The organism is Archaeoglobus profundus DSM 5631 (assembly GCF_000025285.1).
Lineage (GTDB): Archaea > Halobacteriota > Archaeoglobi > Archaeoglobales > Archaeoglobaceae > Archaeoglobus_B > Archaeoglobus_B profundus.
Genome location: NC_013741.1, coordinates 285,295 through 302,406, shown reverse-complemented (window position 1 = coordinate 302,406; position 17,112 = coordinate 285,295). Strand labels below are relative to the sequence as shown.

Below are 17,112 nucleotides of genomic sequence, written 5' to 3'. Positions count from 1 at the left end.
TGTAAATTTAGATGTAATCTATGAATTTCTCCTTCCCCTTTTCATCTATCTCTCTTACTATTTTTCTGCCATTCCCCTCCTCAAAATTCGAAAGAAGATTTGGTGACTTCACTCCGGTCATTATTGTCACTACTCTAACCAAGTTCTCCAAGCTCGGATCTACTCTAGCACCCCATATAACGTTAGCCTTCTCGTCTATCTCAAACGTAAGCTCTCTAACTATCTCCTGAACCTCCTTGACAGTTAAGTCTCTACCGCCCGAGATGTGTACGAGAACACCAGTTGCTCCTCTTATATCGGCTTCGAGCAATGGATGAGACAGACAGTTTCTGACAACATCCTTTGCTCTCTGCTGAGATTTTGATTCTCCAACGAATAAAGCCGCTACATCTCCGCTCTTCATTATTGCTCTAACATCTGCAAAGTCTATGTTTACGAGGGACGGATACATGATAGTGTCAGTTATTCCCTTTATAGTCTCGGCTATGATCTGATCCATTACACTGAAGGCCTGTTCCAGAGGCAGGTTAGGATAGTACTCTAAGAGCTTGTTGTTATCCAATAGAATGACGGTATCGCAGTGCTTTCTAAACTCTTCCAATCCTTCGTAAGCTTTTATCAATCTTGCTCTTTCGGTTGAGAAAGGCATCGTAGCTACACCGATTACGATCGCATCGTTTTTCTTGGCGACTTCAGCGACCACAGGAGCAGCACCAGTTCCAGTTCCACCTCCCATGCCAGCACAGACAAAGACCATGTTTGCGTCAGCTAAGAGCTCTTCTAGCTTGTATCTTGCAGATTCCGCTGCCTTCCTTCCAATTTCGGGATATCCTCCAGCACCCAGTCCTTTTGTAAGACTTCTACCTATCAGAATTTTCTTGTTGGCTTTTATCATTTTCAGGTGCTGGTAGTCGGTGTTTATCGCGATAGTTTCAACACCATTTAACCCAATATTCATCAGACGGTTTACTGTGTTGCAACCGCTTCCACCGACACCTACTACAATAATTTTAGGTACAAAAAATTCGTCATCTCCCACTACCTTTTCAATCCGACTAAACTCCTGAGCCTTGGCTATAAACGACTTCATAATACCACCTTAAACGAAAGGTTTCATCTTAGCGTGCTTTTCAACCAACTCAGCCTTCTCAGCTATGAGCTTTCTTATAGCATCTCTAATGGCCTCGCTAACAGAAGCGTACTCACCTATAGCTACAAGTGTTTCGAGCATTTCATAGTGCTGATCTGTCAGCCTAACTGAGATCTTCTTCATTTTGGGTCACCTAAACATGCTGTCCCCGCTCTGGGGGACATTAAGGAGGCATGAGTATACCAATCATGGTTCATTTGTCCGACATTGTCCGACAATAGTCTGACCAGCTCATATATAAACATTTTGGTTTTTAGCTTATGTTAACTCCGGAGAAGCCTAGCTTAGAAACAGTTAGACTTTTTAAGATGTTGAGAAGCGGAAGCTTGTGAACTTCGGACTAGTCATCAATACGCTAGGAAAAATATCTCTCGCATTCTTCGCACTGATGGTTGGTCTCACAATCTTAGCCATCTACTTCAACGAAGATCCAGTCCCCTTTCTAACGTCCTCACTCTTTTCTCTTGGATTGGGGATTTTATTGACTGCTAAGAAGGCTGAAAGCGATGTTTTGAGGTTCAAGGAGGGATTTGCCATTGTAGGACTGGGCTGGCTTCTTGTATCTTTCTTAGGCTCCATACCCTTCATGTATTACATTCATCCAATCAACGCATTTTTTGAATCCATATCGGGGTTTACAACAACTGGAGCCTCGGTAATAGACAAACCAGAGCTGCTACCAAGATCAATACTCTTTTGGCGCTCGCTTACGCAGTGGATTGGTGGAATAGGCATAATAATGATATTTCTGCTGATAATTCCTAATATAGCGACAGGAGCAGTCTTTCAGGCTGAATATCCCGGTATAACGTTGGTAAAGATAAAGCCAAGGATAAGAGATACCGCTTTAAGACTATATTTAATATATGTTTCTCTGACCGTTGCAGAAATCGTCATACTTAAGTTCTTGGGTGTCCCCATTTTTGACGCGGTAACGCACGCTTTTACAACACTTTCAACAGGTGGATATTCAACGCACTCCCAAAGCATTGCCTACTTTAAAGATTGGAGAGTTGAATTTTCGATTGCAATCTTCGCAATACTGGGAGGTTCAAACTTCTCGATCTTTTACTTTCTTTGCTTGAGGAGGTTTGAAGTTTTGAGAGATAGAGAGTTCATCATCTATATCCTCCTCGTAACTATCTTAACCGTAACGATTACGCTGCTAAATTTGGATAGATACGACTTAATCAACTCGTTCAGGTACTCGTTCTTTCAAGTTGCGAGCATAATCACCACAACGGGATACACAACGACAGATTTTGATAAATGGGGCAGTGGTGCGAAGATGCTGCTTCTCATAGCTATGTTCATTGGAGGATGCAGTGGCTCTACAGCTGGAGGTATGAAGGTTATAAGGCTGTACATCATGTCTAAATACGCAATATCCCAAGTAGTGAAGTCTGCCGAGCCTAAAGTGGTTAGGATAATTAAATACGGCGACAGAGCTTTGAGAAGTGATATTGTTGAAAGCGTTGTGGCTTTCTTCGTTCTTTACATCTTCATTTTCACAATTTCATCGCTGATAATAGCTCTGCACGGATACGACATTGTAACGTCACTTTCGGCAACAGCCGCTTGTTTGGGTAACGTTGGACCCGGTATGGGGTTGGCTGGAGCAAGTGAAACTTACAGTCACTTCCCTTGGACGATAAAGATACTTCTATGCTTGGACATGTGGATAGGAAGGCTTGAGATATATACAGTGCTAGCTTTATTCATTCCTTCCTTCTGGAGATAAACTGGTATGCTGAAAAGCCAGCAATTGCTCCGTCTCCACAGGCCGTGACGACTTGCTTCAAGGGGTTGTTACAGCAGTCTCCACATGCAAAGACTCCCTCAACGTTTGTTCTCTGATACCTATCGACCTTTATGTAACCGTTCTCAAGTTCAACTCCCAGCTCTTTAGCCAACTCCACATTTGGTTCAACTCCTATAGCAACAAAGACTCCATCGACTTCAACTGTGAAAACTTCTCCCATCTTTACATTTCTCAGAACGACTCTTTCAACTCTATCCTTACCCTCTATTCTCTCAACAACAGAATTCCAGATTACCTTAATTCCTTTCTCAAAAACCCTATCTTGCAAGGCCTTCTCAGCTCTAAATTCATCACGCCTATGAACTATCGTTACATCGCAACCCAAGTCATGTAAATAGATGGCCTCTACCAAAGCTGTGTTACCTCCACCAACTACAAGAACCTTCTTACCCTTGAAGAAGAAGCCGTCACAAACGGCACAGTAGCTTACGCCTCTCCCTATGAACTCCTTTTCGCCTTCAACTCCAAGCTTTCTGTGTTTACTTCCCGTAGCAAAGACGATTGCTTTTGCTTTGTACTCCCCTTCATCCGTTTTGATTGTGAACAGTTCTCCGTCCCTCGCTACATTTTCAACCTTCTCGATCTTAATTTCAGCCCCAAACTTCTCAGCTTGCTCCTTCATTTTATTTAAAAGCTCAAATCCGGTTCCTTCAAACCCAGGATAGTTCTCTATTTGCGGTGCCAAAGCCAGCTGAGATGGGTTTGTTGGATCTTCAAAAACGACCGTCTTCAACCCGTATCTCGTTGCGTAAATTGCACAGGTCAAGCCAGCCGGACCACAACCGATTATCGCAACGTCGTAGTTCATAAAAAGCTTGGGCATAGAGGATTGAAATACGTTTTGTGATTTTGCAAAACGTTAATATCTTTCAGTTCGAACGAATGTCATGATCGAGTGGGATATAGACAAGTTCAAACGCATGTTCCCCAACCTCTATAGGGAAATTTTCAGCGTTCCGACAATTTACGATCACTTTGAAATCTGCCAAAATGAGAAGGAGGCGTTAGAAATAATCGACTACTTTGAGAGGAAGGGTGAACTTAGTAAAGAGGAGGCAGATTATCTCAGAAGGAATTTGCCGAAGCATCTGTTCGGTAAGAGGAAGAGAGGAGATTTTGCGAGGAGGGGGTCTCGTTGATTGAGATAGGTCTAGCTGGGAAGCCAAATGCAGGTAAATCGACTTTCTTCAAATCCGCAACGCTAATAGATGTCGCCATAGCAAATTATCCCTTCACAACCATAGAACCGAACGTTGGGATTGCTTACGTTAGAACAAGATGTGTCTGCAGAGAGTTGGGCATAGAGTGTGGTAAGTGTGTTGATGGATGGCGTTTCATACCAGTTAAGCTGATAGACGTGGCTGGTTTGGTTCCGGGAGCACATGAGGGAAGGGGTTTGGGCAATGAGTTCTTGGACAACTTGAGGCAGGCTGAGGGTATAATTCACGTTGTCGATGCTTCCGGCTCCACAGATGAGGAGGGAAACGAGGTTGGAGTTGGGGAGCACGATCCGGTCGAGGATGTCAAATTCCTTAGGGAAGAGCTTGACATGTGGTTATTTGGGATTCTCAAGAGGAACTGGAACAAAATTGCGAGGAGAATACACTTAGAAAGGAGAGATCCTGCAAAATTTATAACGGAGCAGTTGGCCGGTTTGGGTTTTGAGGAGTGGATGGTCAAGCAAGCCTTGAAAGTTGTTGGAAAAGGTGTTCACGAGTTCAGCGATGAAGATTTGAAGGTGTTTGCTCAGGAACTCAGAAAAGTCAGAATGAAGATGGTTATTGCCGCTAACAAGGCTGACAAAGCTCCAGATGAGCTTATTAAGAGGTTACTAAGTCTTGACGAAATAGTCATTCCAACCTCAGCATACTACGAGTTAGCCTTGAGGTTGGCTTCGAAGAATGGATACATAAAGTATCTACCGGGCGATGAGGATTTCGAAATTCTAAAACCATTAAACGAAAAGCAGAAGAAGTTGTTGGACGAGATAAGAGCTTTCATGAAGAAGTATGGCGGGACGGGTGTTCAGAAAGCTATAAACACTCTCGTCTTCGACGTTCTTAATTACATAGTCGTTTATCCAGTTGAAGACGAGAACAAGTTTACAGACAGCAAAGGAAACGTCTTGCCGGATGCATTCTTAGTTAAAAAAGGTACTACGGTGAGAGAGCTGGCTTATAAGATTCACACTGAGATAGGTGAAAGCTTCATCTATGCAATCGATGCTAAGAGGAAGGTTAGGATAGGAGAAGATTACGAGCTTAAGCACAACGACGTTGTTAAGATCGTTTCAGCTAAATGATTTCGCCAGCTAATCAAGTATGACTGCACTAAAGTGATAAGAATTTTATACTGAAAAATTTAAACAATTTCTGATGAGACTGCCAACGCTCGACGATGTCGATTACGACGGTAAATCTGTTTTGGTAAGGGTGGACATAAACGCACCAATAGTAAACTCTACAATCCTTGACACAACCCGATTTGAAAGCCACATTCCAACCCTGAAGGAGCTTGAAAGTGCAAAGGTCGTCCTTTTGGCACATCAGAGCAGACCGGGAAAAAAGGACTTTACAACGCTTAAAGCTCATGCTGAAGTGCTGTCAAACCTGCTGGGAAGGAAAGTTAAATACGTTGACGAGATATTCAGCAGTAGGGCTATCGAGGAGATCAAGTCGTTGAAAATCGGTGAAGTATTGCTTCTTGAAAATGTCCGATTTTACTCTGAGGAACAACTCAAAAGGAGTGCAGAAGAGCACGCAACATGCCACATGGTTCAAAGGCTTAAGGATCTATTCGATCTCTTTGTAAATGATGCATTCTCAGCTTGCCACAGACCACACGCATCCCTCATAGGATTCGTCCCAATTCTGCCTTCAGTTGTTGGAAGACTCGTTGAGAGAGAAGTTAAAGCTTTGAGCAGGGTTTTCGAAGAAAAAGGGCGGAAAGTATTCATACTTGGAGGAGCTAAGATTGAGGATGCCGTAAAAGTTCTAAAGAACGTGTTAACAAAGGGTATAGCTGACAAAGTCATCCTAACGGGAGTTGTGGCAAACTACTTCCTCATGCTTTCGGGCGTTGATATCGGTGAAGTAAACAAGAATGTCGTTAAAGAGAACAAAGGAGATGTTAGCGATGAAGAAATGCTCGAAATTTTGAAGAAGTACAGGGACAAAATCGTTCTACCTAAGGATGTTGCCGTGGATAAAGATGGTGTAAGAGTAGATGTGCCCTTAGAAAAGTTCGACGGTAAATACATGATCAAGGATATAGGAATAGAAACAATCTCTATGCTTTCGGAGGAAATTCCAAAATACGATGTTGCCGTGATAAACGGTCCTGCGGGAGTTTTTGAAGATGAGAGATTTACGTTGGGAACGTCTGAAATTCTCAAAGCCGTTGCCAAGGCCAAATATTCCGTTGTAGGTGGAGGACACATAGCTACAGCTACAAGGATGTTTGGGCTGGATAAGCTCATGGATCACATTTCTACGGCTGGAGGAGCTTGCATAAGGTTTTTGAGCGGTGAAAAGCTGATAGCTTTGGAAGTTATCAGGGAATACTGGGAAAAAGAATGGAGCAAAAAGATTTAAATACCTCTCATCGTCTTATCGCTTTGATGCTCCTACCGAAGAAGGTGTTCTTCACAAAGGGCGTTGGAAGGCATGAGGATGCTCTGGTTAGCTTCGAATTGGCCTTGAGAGATGCGGGAATCGAGAAGTTCAACCTCGTCCCAGTTAGCAGTATCTATCCGCCAAACTGTGTAGAGGTTAGCAGAGAAGAAGGTTTAAAGGAGCTGAAACCCGGACAGATTGTCTTCTGCGTCATGGCTAAGTTCACGAGCAACGAGGAGGGTAGAACAATCTACGCAAGCGTTGGAGTTGCTATCCCCGAAGATAGAAATCTGAACGGCTACCTAACGGAGTACATGGGTTACTGCGAGGAAGACGAAGATGTAGGAAAGTACGCTGAGGAAAATGCCAGATACATGCTTGAGACGGCATTTGGTGTAAAGCCAGCGAGAGTTTTCAACGTCACAGCCAAAGCAAAAGTTGAGAAGTATACAACCGTTGTTGCTGCTGCTGTTTTCATCATCTAATCGTAAACCTCGCAGGTTCAACCCTTTCACTCTTACATTTCGGACACCTTGTTGCTTTGGGCTTGCTGAATTCAAATCCGCAGTTTTTACATCTCGGCGGAATCATCATTAACCTTTTACCCTTCCTTCTAACGATCTTTGCAATCCTATCCAAAATGGAATAGATGTCTTTTTCTCTCTCAGGTTCTAAGCCGAGTTTGTAGCAGATTTCTTTTGTAGTCAAAACCTCCTTTTCAAGCAAGTCGATTATTTCCTCTAAGAGTGTTTTCTCCATGTCGCAAATTGGAAAACGATTTATATAATCCTTGCAAGTTCGAAGCATGGCCAAAATTTACTACGACGATGATGCGGATTTGAGCTACCTTAAGGGCAAGGTTGTTGCCATTTTGGGGTACGGAAGTCAGGGAAGAGCGCATGCTTTGAATTTGAGGGATTCTGGCGTTGATGTTATTGTCGGGCTTTACAAGGGTAGCAAGAGCTGGAAGGTTGCTGAAGAGGATGGAATGAGAGTTGAGGAAGTAGAAAGGGCTGTTGAGGAAGGAGACGTGATAATGTTTCTGATTCCAGACATGGTTCAGCCTGAAGTTTACAAGAGACTTGTAAGGGATAAACTCGAAGAAGGGGACATGCTGATGTTTGCTCATGGATTCAACATACACTACAACCAGATAGTTCCGCCAGAATTCGTTGATGTAACAATGGTGGCTCCGAAAAGCCCGGGACACCTAGTCAGGAGGATGTTTGTAGAAGGGAAGGGAGTTCCAGCGTTATTGGCTGTTCATCAGAATTACACAGGAAAAGCTTTGGAGATCGCCTTGGCTTATGCGAAAGCAATAGGATGTACGAGGGCTGGAGTTATCGAAACTACGTTTAAGGAAGAGACTGAAACCGACCTCTTCGGAGAGCAGGTTGACTTGTGCGGTGGCGTTACGGAGTTGATCAAAGCTACTTTCGAGACTATGGTTGAGGCTGGATATCAGCCAGAAGTAGCCTACTTTGAAGCTCTGCATGAGCTAAAGCTGATAGTCGATCTAATATACGAAGGAGGACTTATGAAGATGTGGAACGCTGTCAGTGAGACGGCCAAGTATGGTGGATTGACGAGAGGGAAGAGAATAATCAACGAAAGTGTTAGGGAAGAGATGAAAAAAATCTTAAAAGAGATTCAAACTGGCGAGTTTGCAAGGGAGTGGATTCTCGAAAATAAAGCTGGAAGACCAGTTTATAACAAGCTTTTGGAGATGGAAAAGGAGCATCTGATTGAGAAGGTCGGAGCCAAGTTAAGGAAGATGATGCCTTGGTTGGAGTAGCGAAAGGATTTTAAACATCAAATTTCTATCTAGCACCTAGCTCCGGTGGTGTAGCCCGGTCAATCATACGGGCCTTTCGAGCCCGTGACCCGGGTTCAAATCCCGGCCGGAGCACTTTTCAAATTTATAAACTCTTTTATGACATCGTAAACATCCTACGCAAATGCTAATAGCTGTAGAAGGAATAGACGGTTCTGGTAAGACGACGATCGTAAGATTCCTCGTTGAAGAGCTTAAAAAGAGAGGATACGATGTCGTAGCCTTTAAAGAGCCTACGGACAGCGAATACGGTAAGAAAATCAGACAAATTCTTAAAGAGAGAAAGATCAGTCCGGAGGAGGAGCTTAAACTTTTCATAAAGGATAGGGAGTTTAACGTCCGAAACAACATCTTGCCAGCCCTGAAGAGTGGAAAAGTTGTGATCATGGATCGTTACTACTACTCAACGATAGCCTATCAGGGAGCTCTGGGTTTGGACATTGGAAAGATAAAGACGTTGAACGAGCAATTTCCCAAGCCAGACTTGGTTATAATCCTTGATGTAAGCCCTGAGACAGCTTTAAAGAGAATTAAAGCTAAGAGAAAACCAGATAGATTTGAGGATCTTGAATACCTTAGAAAAGTGAGGAATATCTTTCTCAGTTTGAAGAACAACATCGTTGTGATTGATGCGGAGAGAGACATTGAAGAGGTTAAGAGAGATGTTCTGAAAGTTGTGCTTGAGCACTTGGAAAAGAGTTTTAAGAGGAGTGGAGGAATGTGAGCATGAGAACTACCCTCGGCTTACCTGCGAACGTTGAAGGAGTTTTAGCCTATCTGTTTGGACCTCTGGGCGGTATAGTTCTACTTCTGATAGAGAGAAACCACTTCGTTCGATTTCATGCAATGCAATCAACTGTTACTTTCATCAGCCTCTGGATTCTTGCTGGAATTTCGAGGTTTGTTCCCTTCGTAGGCTGGATCTTGACGGGATTGGTAAACATAGTCGCTGTAGCCTTTTGGATTGGGGGGATTTACAAGGCCTACTGCAGAGAATACTACAAGTTCCCGTTTTTCGGAGATTTGGCTGAAAGCTTGCTCAGACTTTTTTGAGCTTTGATATGAAGAATCCTGTGCAGTCATGTAAGTGTGGAAAAGTTCTAACGACCTTATCCCAGAAAGGAAAAACCTTCCCTCTGAACTCCCTAATCCCTCTAACTCCGATAACGGGTTTGACTTCTTCAACCTTGAAGAACTCGGATGCAAACATCACGTTTTCTTCATTTTCATCAAAAGTTATTGAGCAGGTTGAATAAACCATTATACCACCGCTCTTGAGGTTTCTGAAAGCGTTCTTAATCATTTTCCTCTGCACATCTATCGTTTTGAGGTACAACTCCCTATCAAATCTCCACTTCACACAAGGATAACTTCTGAAGCTTCCAGTTGATGAGCACGGAGGATCGACTAATACTTTATCAACATCTCCAACTTTAATCTTACAACCATCTGCAAGCCTGCACACTACATTCTTAACTCCCAACTGCTTCATCTTAGCCTTCATCCTTTCCAACCTTTCAGCTGAGTTATCTACGGCTATTATCACACCCTTGTTTTCCATCATGCTCGCTATGTGGCTCGCTTTTAAGCCCGGAGCAGAAGCTAGATCCAAAATTATTTCGTCCGGCTGTGGGTCTAAAACGTGCGAAACAAAACATGAAGCCAGATCTTGGACAACGTACTTTCCTTCGCTGTGCCAATCCAAAACTGATGGATGCTTCTCATATTTCACAGCCTTGAACACCTCTGGTAAAGGCGTCTCCTCAATCTCAACCCCACTATTCTCCAAATACCTTCTAACTTCCTCAATATTAGCTTTCAGCTCATTTACTCTAACGTAAACGCTCTGCTTCTCGTTGTTAGCCTTCATAAGCTTTATAGCTTCATCCTCACCAAGCATATCGATTGCATATCTGACAAACCACTCGGGATGCCAGTATTCCAAAGCTAATCTTTTAACCTTGCCCAGTTTCCTAAACCTCCTTTCATAATCGAACTTCTCAGCCCTCCTGAGAACGGCATTTGCAAGAGACGCCATCTTCAAGTTGAACCTCTGTTTGACTATCCTAACTATTGAATCCGTTGCTAAAGCCGGATGTACACCTTTGAAGTGCATTTCGTAAACTCCGACTCTGAGCAAATTTTTGAATACAGTATTCTGCTTGTCAAACTCTCTAAAGCAGTTCCTTAAGATGAAATCGATCAAGTTTAGCCTCTTTTCAATCTCGAAGACGTAAGCGTGAACGGAACTCCAGATAGCGTGATCACTAATTTTACCACTCAAACATCTCTTTATAGCCTCCTTCTCCGACAACTTCGTCTCCTCTATAACTTTGAGGACTTCAGCCACCAGCTCTTGCGTGTAGATCATCTTAAGCTGGGAGTAGAATCTTTGAGTTTAAATTTTTGTCTGAAAAGCTTTTATAGGAGTTTGTGAAAGATATTACATGGCTTTGTTCGATTGGGGAACTTACAACGGTAAAAGCAAGCTTCATGTTGCAGAACTTTTGGGAATGCGTTTGACTGAAATTCCTCCATACGATTTTGTCAGGAGGAAATACGGAGAGGAGTATTTTAGGGAATACGCTGAGCTTTCGAAGGCTTTTGTAACTGTTACCGCTCATGCCCCCTACTACAGCACGGTATCTGAGGATGATAGGGTTTTGGAAGGAGCTAGGAGGGGTTTGATTTCCGCAGCTAAAAAGGCTGAAATTGCAAATGCAGAAATCTTTAATTTGCATTTAGGAGGAAAGCTTGACGATCTTGACAGGACAATCGAAATTGCGAGCGAAACAATAAGGGAGATTCTAAAGAACACTGAAAAAATCAAGATTTCTCTCGAAACAACGTATTCAAAATACCTTTTAGGTTCTCTTGACGAAATAAAGGCTATAATGGAAACGCTGAACTCTGAGAGAGTAATCCTATCGTTACAGCTTGAGAACGACTGGATGAGAGAAAAGGAGGTTTACAGAACTGGTCTGTTTAGCATAGCGGATAAGGAAACGGATGAAGCTTTCTGGTACAATATACTCAAGAGAGCTTTAAACATGTGTCCAGACTATCTCTCCCTGAGATTTGCTCAGGTTACGGGTGTGAAGTTGAGAGGGATGGTCGTAAAGAAGAGAGTTCCATTGGGAATGGGACATCCGAACGCTGAAATCTTGACAAAAGCCCTAGCTAAATTCATAATTAAGGAGATTCACGAAGAAGATCTATCGACTGAAATACACCTCATATACACTGGACTTCCAGAGAACAAGTATGTCGACTGCGTAAAGCTTTACTCAATGCTTGCCAACGAACTGGTTCCGTATCTACAATGATAGAGCTTAGAGATTATCAGAAGGAGGCAATCGAACATGCTCTAAAGGCTAAGAGATCAACCCTCGTATTACCAACTGGAACTGGTAAGACTGTTATTGGTGCATTTTTTTTAAAGAAACTTTTTGAGAGTGGTAAAATAAAGAAGGCAATAGTTCTCGTCCCTACGCGGATACTTGTAGAACAAACCCACAATTTTTACAGGAGTTTGGGATTGAATTCTGAAAAGATATACGGGATATTCAGTAAGGATGTTAGGGCCGAAGTGTGGAAAAAGGCTAGGATTGCAATTTCAACGCCAGAAACAGTTTACAACGATCTTGATGTCATTGGGAAAGTTGATGCTGTTGTTGTGGATGAGTGTCACCATGCGGTAGGTGACGATGCTTATGCCAAGGTTTTGAGGGAGATAGATTGCGAGTACAGATTGGGATTATCTGCATTTATACCAAGGAGAAGGAGGAAAGAAATAGAGGAGTTAATTGGAGAGATGAGGGAATGGAGCGTTGAAAGTTTAAGGGGCTATGTAGCTGAATGGATTGGAGAAGTATTCGAAACTAAGTTTAACAAGAAAGAAATGGAAATATACGACGAGATAGATAGGAGGAGATGTAAGGCGAAAAGTTCAGATAAGCTTGTATACACGTCAGCTTTGAAGTTCTTTGCCAAAGATGGTGCTTTAGCTTTGAAGGAGAGTTTGAGTAGAGAGACCAAGCTATCGAAGCTCTTGGAAGATTTGAATGATGAAATAATGAAGTTAAGAGACTTGCACAAGCTAAACTACCTCTTCAGAGCTTTAGAACTTTACGAAGGCTTTGAAAAATCGATAGTTTTTGTTGAAAGGGTTATCGTTGCGAAAAAGCTGTTTGAGATTCTCAGTAAGGATTTCGATACAGCTTTAATTGTTGGAAGGAAGAAAAGGAGAGAGGAGGATTTGGAGCGGGCTAAAGAAGCGAAAGTAGTTGTATCTACTTCAGCTGGAGAGGAAGGTGTTGACTTACCTACAGCAGATCTCTTAATAAACTGGTCAAACACCTCAAGTCCCCTCAGGTTCATTCAGAGACACGGTAGGATAATGAGAAAGGTGGGAAGACCGGTAAAGTTTGTAGTTTATCTTGTAACGCCCGATACGATCGATGTAGACGATTTACTTGCATCGGCGGAGCAGGCTAAAAGGATAATAGATGTAAACATTGATAAAAGTACCCTTGAGGAGCTTTGGAGGGCATCGAGGAGGAGAAAGATAATAGAACTTTTGACAGAGCCAATGCCGATAGAGTGGTTGGTTGAGATAAGCGGAAGAACTTTAGCTGAGGTAAGATTTGCGCTGAAGAAGGCTTGCGAGGAGGGAGAAGTGGTCTATATCTATACGCACTTAGGGAAAACTTACATTAGAGTCGATCACATAGACAAGCTCGAAAGATTTTCTAGTTATCTCAACCCCGTGTGGGAGGGGAAGGCTAAGATAAACGGTAGCGTTAGAGGGGATTATTCAAAGCTTAAGTCAAGGATTGAAAGGAAATTACCACTTCAAAAGCTTGAGGTTGTTGTTGCGAAGAAGGTTGGTGACGTCATAGAGTATAATCACAGAGTTTACAACTTCAGAATATCAAGCCCAAAAGTGCTCGACATAGTTCTGAGGAATGCTCTTTCCAACTTTTGACAAAGAAAAACGTCAAATGACGACCATCTGAGCATGCCAGCAATCTTCAATCTTCAACACATTCTCCTTATCAATTATCCCCATCTCTATTGCCAACTGAACGGCCCTCCTACCAGTTATGTTAGCAATCGTCGCAATTCTCAAGGCCCTCCTTACCTCATCTTCATCAACATCTTTTTCTCCGTAGAAACTCTCCTTTACCTCTATTTTCAGATCGCCCTCTCTAAACGTCTTACCGACTATCTCGGAATCACAAACGGCAACTACTATCTCTCCCTTTACTCTGTAAACCTTGAGCCTGAACTTCACTAAGATTGTTTATGTTATTGAGTATATTATCCTTCTCGTCAGGTGTAAATTAGATAGATTAGGATTGAAGTTAGACGTGCAAGCCCTTAGCGGGATACTTAGCTCCACAGGCCTGACATCTAATCATTAATACTCTCTCTTCTCTAATTAATTCGGTATCTGGTGCACCACACTCCTTGCAAATGACGTATCTTCTGACGTAATCGTCTATCTCCTTCTGAATTTCTTCCTGTGTGAACTTACCCTGCAAAACTAACCTGCCAGCTTCCAAAAATCCTGCAGTACCCAAAGATCGAACGAGGTATTTGAACAGATGCTCTTCATCCCTGTTCAAAGCCTTAGCAACCTGTGAGAAGTTCTTGATGATCGTCCTGTTTCCTTCTCTTTGAGCTCTAACTTTTGGAATCTCAAATCTTTCGGATTTCACAACCTTTTTCTTTGGCAACTCCCTAAAAGCCCTCTCAAGCAGTTCCTCATAGCTTAGCATGTAGTCAACTTCGCTTCAAGTTCTTAAAGTATTCGCAAAAACTTTTAAAGGGACATTCCTCGCAGAGAGGTTTCAAAGGCTTACAGACAGTTTGTCCAAATCCAACAAAGGCCTTGTTCAATCTGCTCCAAAGATCCTTAGGAACGATTTTTTTCAGTTCTTTTTCAGTCTCTTCTGGCCTTTTGGTTCTGACAACACCCAGCCTGTTCGCTATCCTGTGTACATGCGTATCGACTGCAATCGCTGGCTTTCCCAGATGAGCCAAAACTATATTCGCAACTTTTCTCCCAACTCCCGGTAGTTTTAGCAGTTCCTCCAAGTTATCCGGAACCTTACCTCCGTAATTGTTAACCAAAACTTCTGCAAGCTTCTTCAAATTCTTAGCCTTCGTTCTGTGAAAACCTACTGGCTTTATGAGTTCGTCGATATCATCTTCTGAAAGTTTTAGCAAATCTTCGGGCTTCTTCACAACTGAAAACAGCTTTCTCACAGCTTTGTGAGTCTGCTCATCCTTGGTCCTCGTACTTAATATAGCAGAAACTAGAACCATAAACGGATCGTTTAAATTCATCTCATAAACGGGAGCCTTTCTTTCCCTTCCAATTTTCTCCATCGTTTCGACAATCCAATACCAGTTCATTTGAACGGTTTAGGATTTATCTTAATTTAAAATTCTTGCAAAAAATCTTGGATCAAGCTAAACCGTGCTCCTCCAAAAATTTCTTCATGTTCCTCCAATGTCCACCCATCCAGTAGAGTTTCTTACATCTCTCACAATACCAAAGCTCGAACTTTTCTCTCAAATCCTCTCTTATTCCTTCCCTTTTCATAACCTCCAAGGCCTCCTTGTCGCTCGGCTTTCTTAAAGGTGTGTTGCAGATGCTACACCTATCCATTCTAAGCTCGTATCTAAGCCCAAGAACTTTCAGTTCCTTCAACTGCTCTTCAAGCCTGTTTGACCTTATTAGAAATACGGGCCTTATGCCTTTTGCCCGATTGTAAAGCTCCCTATCCCTCGTAAGCAGAATTCTATCCCTAAACTCGTTGATTAAGAACGAGTCTTCGTCACCCTCTACTTCGATATCTCCAGCGTACAAGGTGTCATAACCGAACAACCTTAACCAAATTGCAAGTCTTTTGAGCATCCTGTCGCAGATGAACTTACTCAAGCCCCAACCACCACCTCCAGTCGGACTTTTTTATAACCTCTGCAAGCTTCTTAGCGGTTTCAGTCTTGAATTTTACGTTTTTAGTGTAGAGCATTGCTGATGGATGACTTTCAGAGTACTCCTTAGCTTGTAGAAGTAGCTCAAGCTGATCAGCATCTTTAACGTAATCCATGAGCTCGTTCATTGCCTTCTTTAGCTCTTCAGCGAAAGGCATAAGCTGTATTTGGTCCTCTAAAGCATCTCTATCAACTCTAACATACCTCCTAGAAAGCTTGTGCAAATCCAAGATTCTCGACTCGTTTAAATCGTGAATCAATCCAAGGAGACAGGCTTTGCAAGCTTTATCAAAGTCCTTTGTTTCCATGTATGCAATTAGAGATGCTATGAGAGCTGTTCTAAAGCTGTGCTCAGCAACGCTCTCAGGGTTCTTTATTCCTACCTTGAACCAGCCTGAACGTGGGATCAGCTTGAGAGTCCCTGCTTCAAACATCAGCTTAACAATTTCCTCCATGAATGCACTTAGTTGCAGGTTAAATAAATGATTACTCAAGTATCCGTGTAACGGGTAATGAGTCCACGAGTTGCTTGAAATAAGGACTTCTAAAGTTTCTTGGAATTTGGTAAAGCTCGCAAGAGGTTTTGGGTAACGGGCTCGCCGGGAGTTGAACCCGGGTCGAGGGGTCCGAAGCCCCTCAGGATGTCCGCCTACCCCACGAGCCCTTAAACGTATCTGGCAAACAATATTTAAATACTTTGAACGTGCATCAAATCAGTCTATCAACTTCCCTTATCGGCTTCCCAGCTTTCGTAGGTGGCGCAAGGTAGTCGAGAAACTTGCCGAATGGAATTCCGTACAACTTGAATGTAACTCTTATCGGTGAAAGTATTGCATCCTCATCCGTAAAGTTGACCTTTCCTATGTATGCAGTCTGCTTGTTCAGAAATACTGTAGTCTCGTTGTTGCTCTTACCCTTTAAAAGCTCAGTCCTAGCTGTATCCAGTATCCTCTGTCTTCTTAAAAGATCTCTAAACTTTCTCAAGTCCCAAGCTTTCGCTCTTAGTGTATCTCCTTCTATTGTGATATCGGCATCTGGGAAGAGGTTTTTTACGGCTTGAACAACCTTATCAACGTCTTCAGTTGGATTAACCTTAGTCTCTATTTCTACCTCAACCTTCTTGGCCAACTGCTCGAGCAAGTCCCTAACTTTCTCTCTGAACTCATCAAGACTTGATGTGTTCTCTATAGTAAAATCCGCTATCTCCAAAGCTTTTGCAAGATTCCAAGATAACTCCCTCCTATCCCTCTCCTTAAGCTCCTCTATATTCTTTACATCGTCGCTCCTCTTCCTCTTCAAAGCCCTCTGAAATCTAACCTCAAGCGGAGCTTCAACAGCTATAAGTATGAAGTCATCAAAAGCCTTCTTAAAAGCCTCAACCTCTGCAATTCCCCTTATCCCATCAACGACAACAACACCCACATCTTTCCCCTTCTCCCTTATGAGAGGAATGCATCTCTTGGCTATTGCATCCATTCCTTCCTTTTCCCTTAACTCGTTTGCAATCTTACCCAGAACTTCATCTGTAAGAGGTAAGTTTCTCTTTTTAGCTTCCTCTCTAACGACATCGCCCATACACACAACTGGAATTCCCATCTCCTCGGCAACTTTTGAAGCTGTGGTTTTACCGCTCAGGGGTAATCCGACAAAAGCTATAACTCTCATAATCAGCCGTCAGTGGGAT

21 protein-coding genes and 2 tRNA genes are annotated in these 17,112 nt (G+C 42.7%); 11 read left to right on the top strand and 12 right to left on the bottom strand.

What is annotated here, in order from left to right:
* Positions 1-7: 7 nt before the first annotated feature.
* Positions 8-1,090, bottom strand: coding sequence for a cell division protein FtsZ (ftsZ, locus tag ARCPR_RS01785; RefSeq protein WP_012939762.1), 1,083 nt, complete (start codon positions 1,088-1,090; stop codon positions 8-10).
* 9 nt (positions 1,091-1,099) lie between these two features.
* Positions 1,100-1,273, bottom strand: coding sequence for a ribbon-helix-helix domain-containing protein (locus ARCPR_RS01780; protein ID WP_012939761.1), 174 nt, complete (start codon positions 1,271-1,273; stop codon positions 1,100-1,102).
* Positions 1,274-1,478: 205 nt separating this feature from the next.
* On the opposite strand from ARCPR_RS01780, the gene ARCPR_RS01775 reads away from it, so the two are divergent.
* The gene (locus ARCPR_RS01775; protein ID WP_012939760.1) at positions 1,479-2,891 is read left to right on the top strand and encodes a TrkH family potassium uptake protein; all 1,413 of its coding nucleotides are present in this window, start codon (positions 1,479-1,481) and stop codon (positions 2,889-2,891) included.
* Here ARCPR_RS01775 and trxB read toward each other — a convergent pair.
* Positions 2,869-3,780, bottom strand: coding sequence for a thioredoxin-disulfide reductase (gene trxB / locus ARCPR_RS01770; protein WP_148208652.1), 912 nt, complete (start codon positions 3,778-3,780; stop codon positions 2,869-2,871). The two genes, ARCPR_RS01775 and trxB, sit on opposite strands and share 23 nt — an antisense overlap.
* A gap of 79 nt (positions 3,781-3,859) precedes the next feature.
* On the opposite strand from trxB, the gene ARCPR_RS01765 reads away from it, so the two are divergent.
* From ARCPR_RS01765 to ARCPR_RS01750, 4 genes are all read left to right on the top strand, one after another.
* A complete protein-coding gene (locus tag ARCPR_RS01765; protein WP_012939758.1) occupies positions 3,860-4,111 on the top strand; it encodes a DUF2095 family protein in 252 nt (83 codons plus the stop codon).
* Positions 4,108-5,274 carry a redox-regulated ATPase YchF gene (locus tag ARCPR_RS01760; RefSeq protein ID WP_012939757.1) on the top strand — a complete coding sequence of 389 codons (1,167 nt, stop codon included), beginning with the start codon at positions 4,108-4,110 and terminating at the stop codon, positions 5,272-5,274. Before ARCPR_RS01765 ends, ARCPR_RS01760 begins: the two co-directional genes overlap by 4 nt.
* Before the next feature lie 73 nt (positions 5,275-5,347).
* Positions 5,348-6,565: a phosphoglycerate kinase gene (locus ARCPR_RS01755; protein ID WP_012939756.1), complete on the top strand. Its 1,218-nt coding sequence runs from the start codon at positions 5,348-5,350 to the stop codon at positions 6,563-6,565.
* Positions 6,566-6,591: 26 nt separating this feature from the next.
* The gene (locus tag ARCPR_RS01750) at positions 6,592-7,071 is read left to right on the top strand and encodes a pyruvoyl-dependent arginine decarboxylase (protein ID WP_012939755.1); all 480 of its coding nucleotides are present in this window, start codon (positions 6,592-6,594) and stop codon (positions 7,069-7,071) included.
* On the opposite strand, the gene ARCPR_RS01745 is transcribed toward ARCPR_RS01750, so the two are convergent.
* Entirely contained in the window at positions 7,064-7,345 is a 282-nt protein-coding gene (locus ARCPR_RS01745; protein WP_012939754.1) for a transcriptional regulator, read from the bottom strand. The two genes, ARCPR_RS01750 and ARCPR_RS01745, sit on opposite strands and share 8 nt — an antisense overlap.
* A 46-nt stretch (positions 7,346-7,391) precedes the next feature.
* On the opposite strand from ARCPR_RS01745, the gene ilvC reads away from it, so the two are divergent.
* The 4 genes from ilvC to ARCPR_RS01725 all read left to right on the top strand — a co-directional run bounded on the left by ilvC (position 7,392) and on the right by ARCPR_RS01725 (position 9,473).
* Complete coding sequence (gene ilvC, locus ARCPR_RS01740) at positions 7,392-8,381, top strand: ketol-acid reductoisomerase (RefSeq protein WP_012939753.1); 990 nt, start codon at positions 7,392-7,394, stop codon at positions 8,379-8,381.
* A gap of 39 nt (positions 8,382-8,420) precedes the next feature.
* A tRNA-Glu gene (locus ARCPR_RS01735) sits at positions 8,421-8,495 on the top strand.
* A 49-nt stretch (positions 8,496-8,544) separates the two neighbouring features.
* Complete coding sequence (gene tmk / locus ARCPR_RS01730) at positions 8,545-9,144, top strand: dTMP kinase (protein WP_012939752.1); 600 nt, start codon at positions 8,545-8,547, stop codon at positions 9,142-9,144.
* 2 nt (positions 9,145-9,146) lie between these two features.
* The gene (locus ARCPR_RS01725) at positions 9,147-9,473 is read left to right on the top strand and encodes a DUF4870 domain-containing protein (RefSeq protein ID WP_012939751.1); all 327 of its coding nucleotides are present in this window, start codon (positions 9,147-9,149) and stop codon (positions 9,471-9,473) included.
* On the opposite strand, the gene ARCPR_RS01720 is transcribed toward ARCPR_RS01725, so the two are convergent.
* Entirely contained in the window at positions 9,460-10,791 is a 1,332-nt protein-coding gene (locus tag ARCPR_RS01720; protein WP_012939750.1) for an RsmB/NOP family class I SAM-dependent RNA methyltransferase, read from the bottom strand. The genes ARCPR_RS01725 and ARCPR_RS01720 overlap by 14 nt on opposite strands.
* 76 nt (positions 10,792-10,867) lie before the next feature.
* On the opposite strand from ARCPR_RS01720, the gene ARCPR_RS01715 reads away from it, so the two are divergent.
* The gene (locus ARCPR_RS01715) at positions 10,868-11,746 is read left to right on the top strand and encodes a TIM barrel protein (protein ID WP_012939749.1); all 879 of its coding nucleotides are present in this window, start codon (positions 10,868-10,870) and stop codon (positions 11,744-11,746) included.
* A complete protein-coding gene (locus ARCPR_RS01710) occupies positions 11,743-13,407 on the top strand; it encodes a DEAD/DEAH box helicase (protein ID WP_012939748.1) in 1,665 nt (554 codons plus the stop codon). The genes ARCPR_RS01715 and ARCPR_RS01710 overlap by 4 nt, the downstream gene beginning before the upstream one ends.
* 12 nt (positions 13,408-13,419) lie before the next feature.
* On the opposite strand, the gene ARCPR_RS01705 is transcribed toward ARCPR_RS01710, so the two are convergent.
* The 7 genes from ARCPR_RS01705 to ARCPR_RS01675 form a co-directional block, all read right to left on the bottom strand.
* Positions 13,420-13,716, bottom strand: a complete 297-nt coding sequence (locus tag ARCPR_RS01705; RefSeq protein ID WP_012939747.1) for a DUF424 domain-containing protein — start codon at positions 13,714-13,716, stop codon at positions 13,420-13,422.
* Between the two features lie 70 nt (positions 13,717-13,786).
* Complete coding sequence (locus ARCPR_RS01700; RefSeq protein ID WP_012939746.1) at positions 13,787-14,203, bottom strand: translation initiation factor IF-2 subunit beta; 417 nt, start codon at positions 14,201-14,203, stop codon at positions 13,787-13,789.
* Positions 14,204-14,207: 4 nt separating this feature from the next.
* On the bottom strand, positions 14,208-14,843 hold the full coding sequence (locus ARCPR_RS01695) for an endonuclease III domain-containing protein (RefSeq protein WP_012939745.1): 636 nt from the start codon (positions 14,841-14,843) through the stop codon (positions 14,208-14,210).
* A 52-nt stretch (positions 14,844-14,895) separates the two neighbouring features.
* Positions 14,896-15,372 carry a Mut7-C RNAse domain-containing protein gene (locus tag ARCPR_RS01690; RefSeq protein WP_012939744.1) on the bottom strand — a complete coding sequence of 159 codons (477 nt, stop codon included), beginning with the start codon at positions 15,370-15,372 and terminating at the stop codon, positions 14,896-14,898.
* Positions 15,365-15,883, bottom strand: coding sequence for an HD domain-containing protein (locus ARCPR_RS01685; RefSeq protein WP_012939743.1), 519 nt, complete (start codon positions 15,881-15,883; stop codon positions 15,365-15,367). Before ARCPR_RS01685 ends, ARCPR_RS01690 begins: the two co-directional genes overlap by 8 nt.
* A gap of 136 nt (positions 15,884-16,019) precedes the next feature.
* A tRNA-Arg gene (locus ARCPR_RS01680) sits at positions 16,020-16,092 on the bottom strand.
* Between the two features lie 44 nt (positions 16,093-16,136).
* Entirely contained in the window at positions 16,137-17,093 is a 957-nt protein-coding gene (locus ARCPR_RS01675; RefSeq protein ID WP_012939742.1) for an AAA family ATPase, read from the bottom strand.
* Positions 17,094-17,112 lie beyond the last annotated feature (19 nt).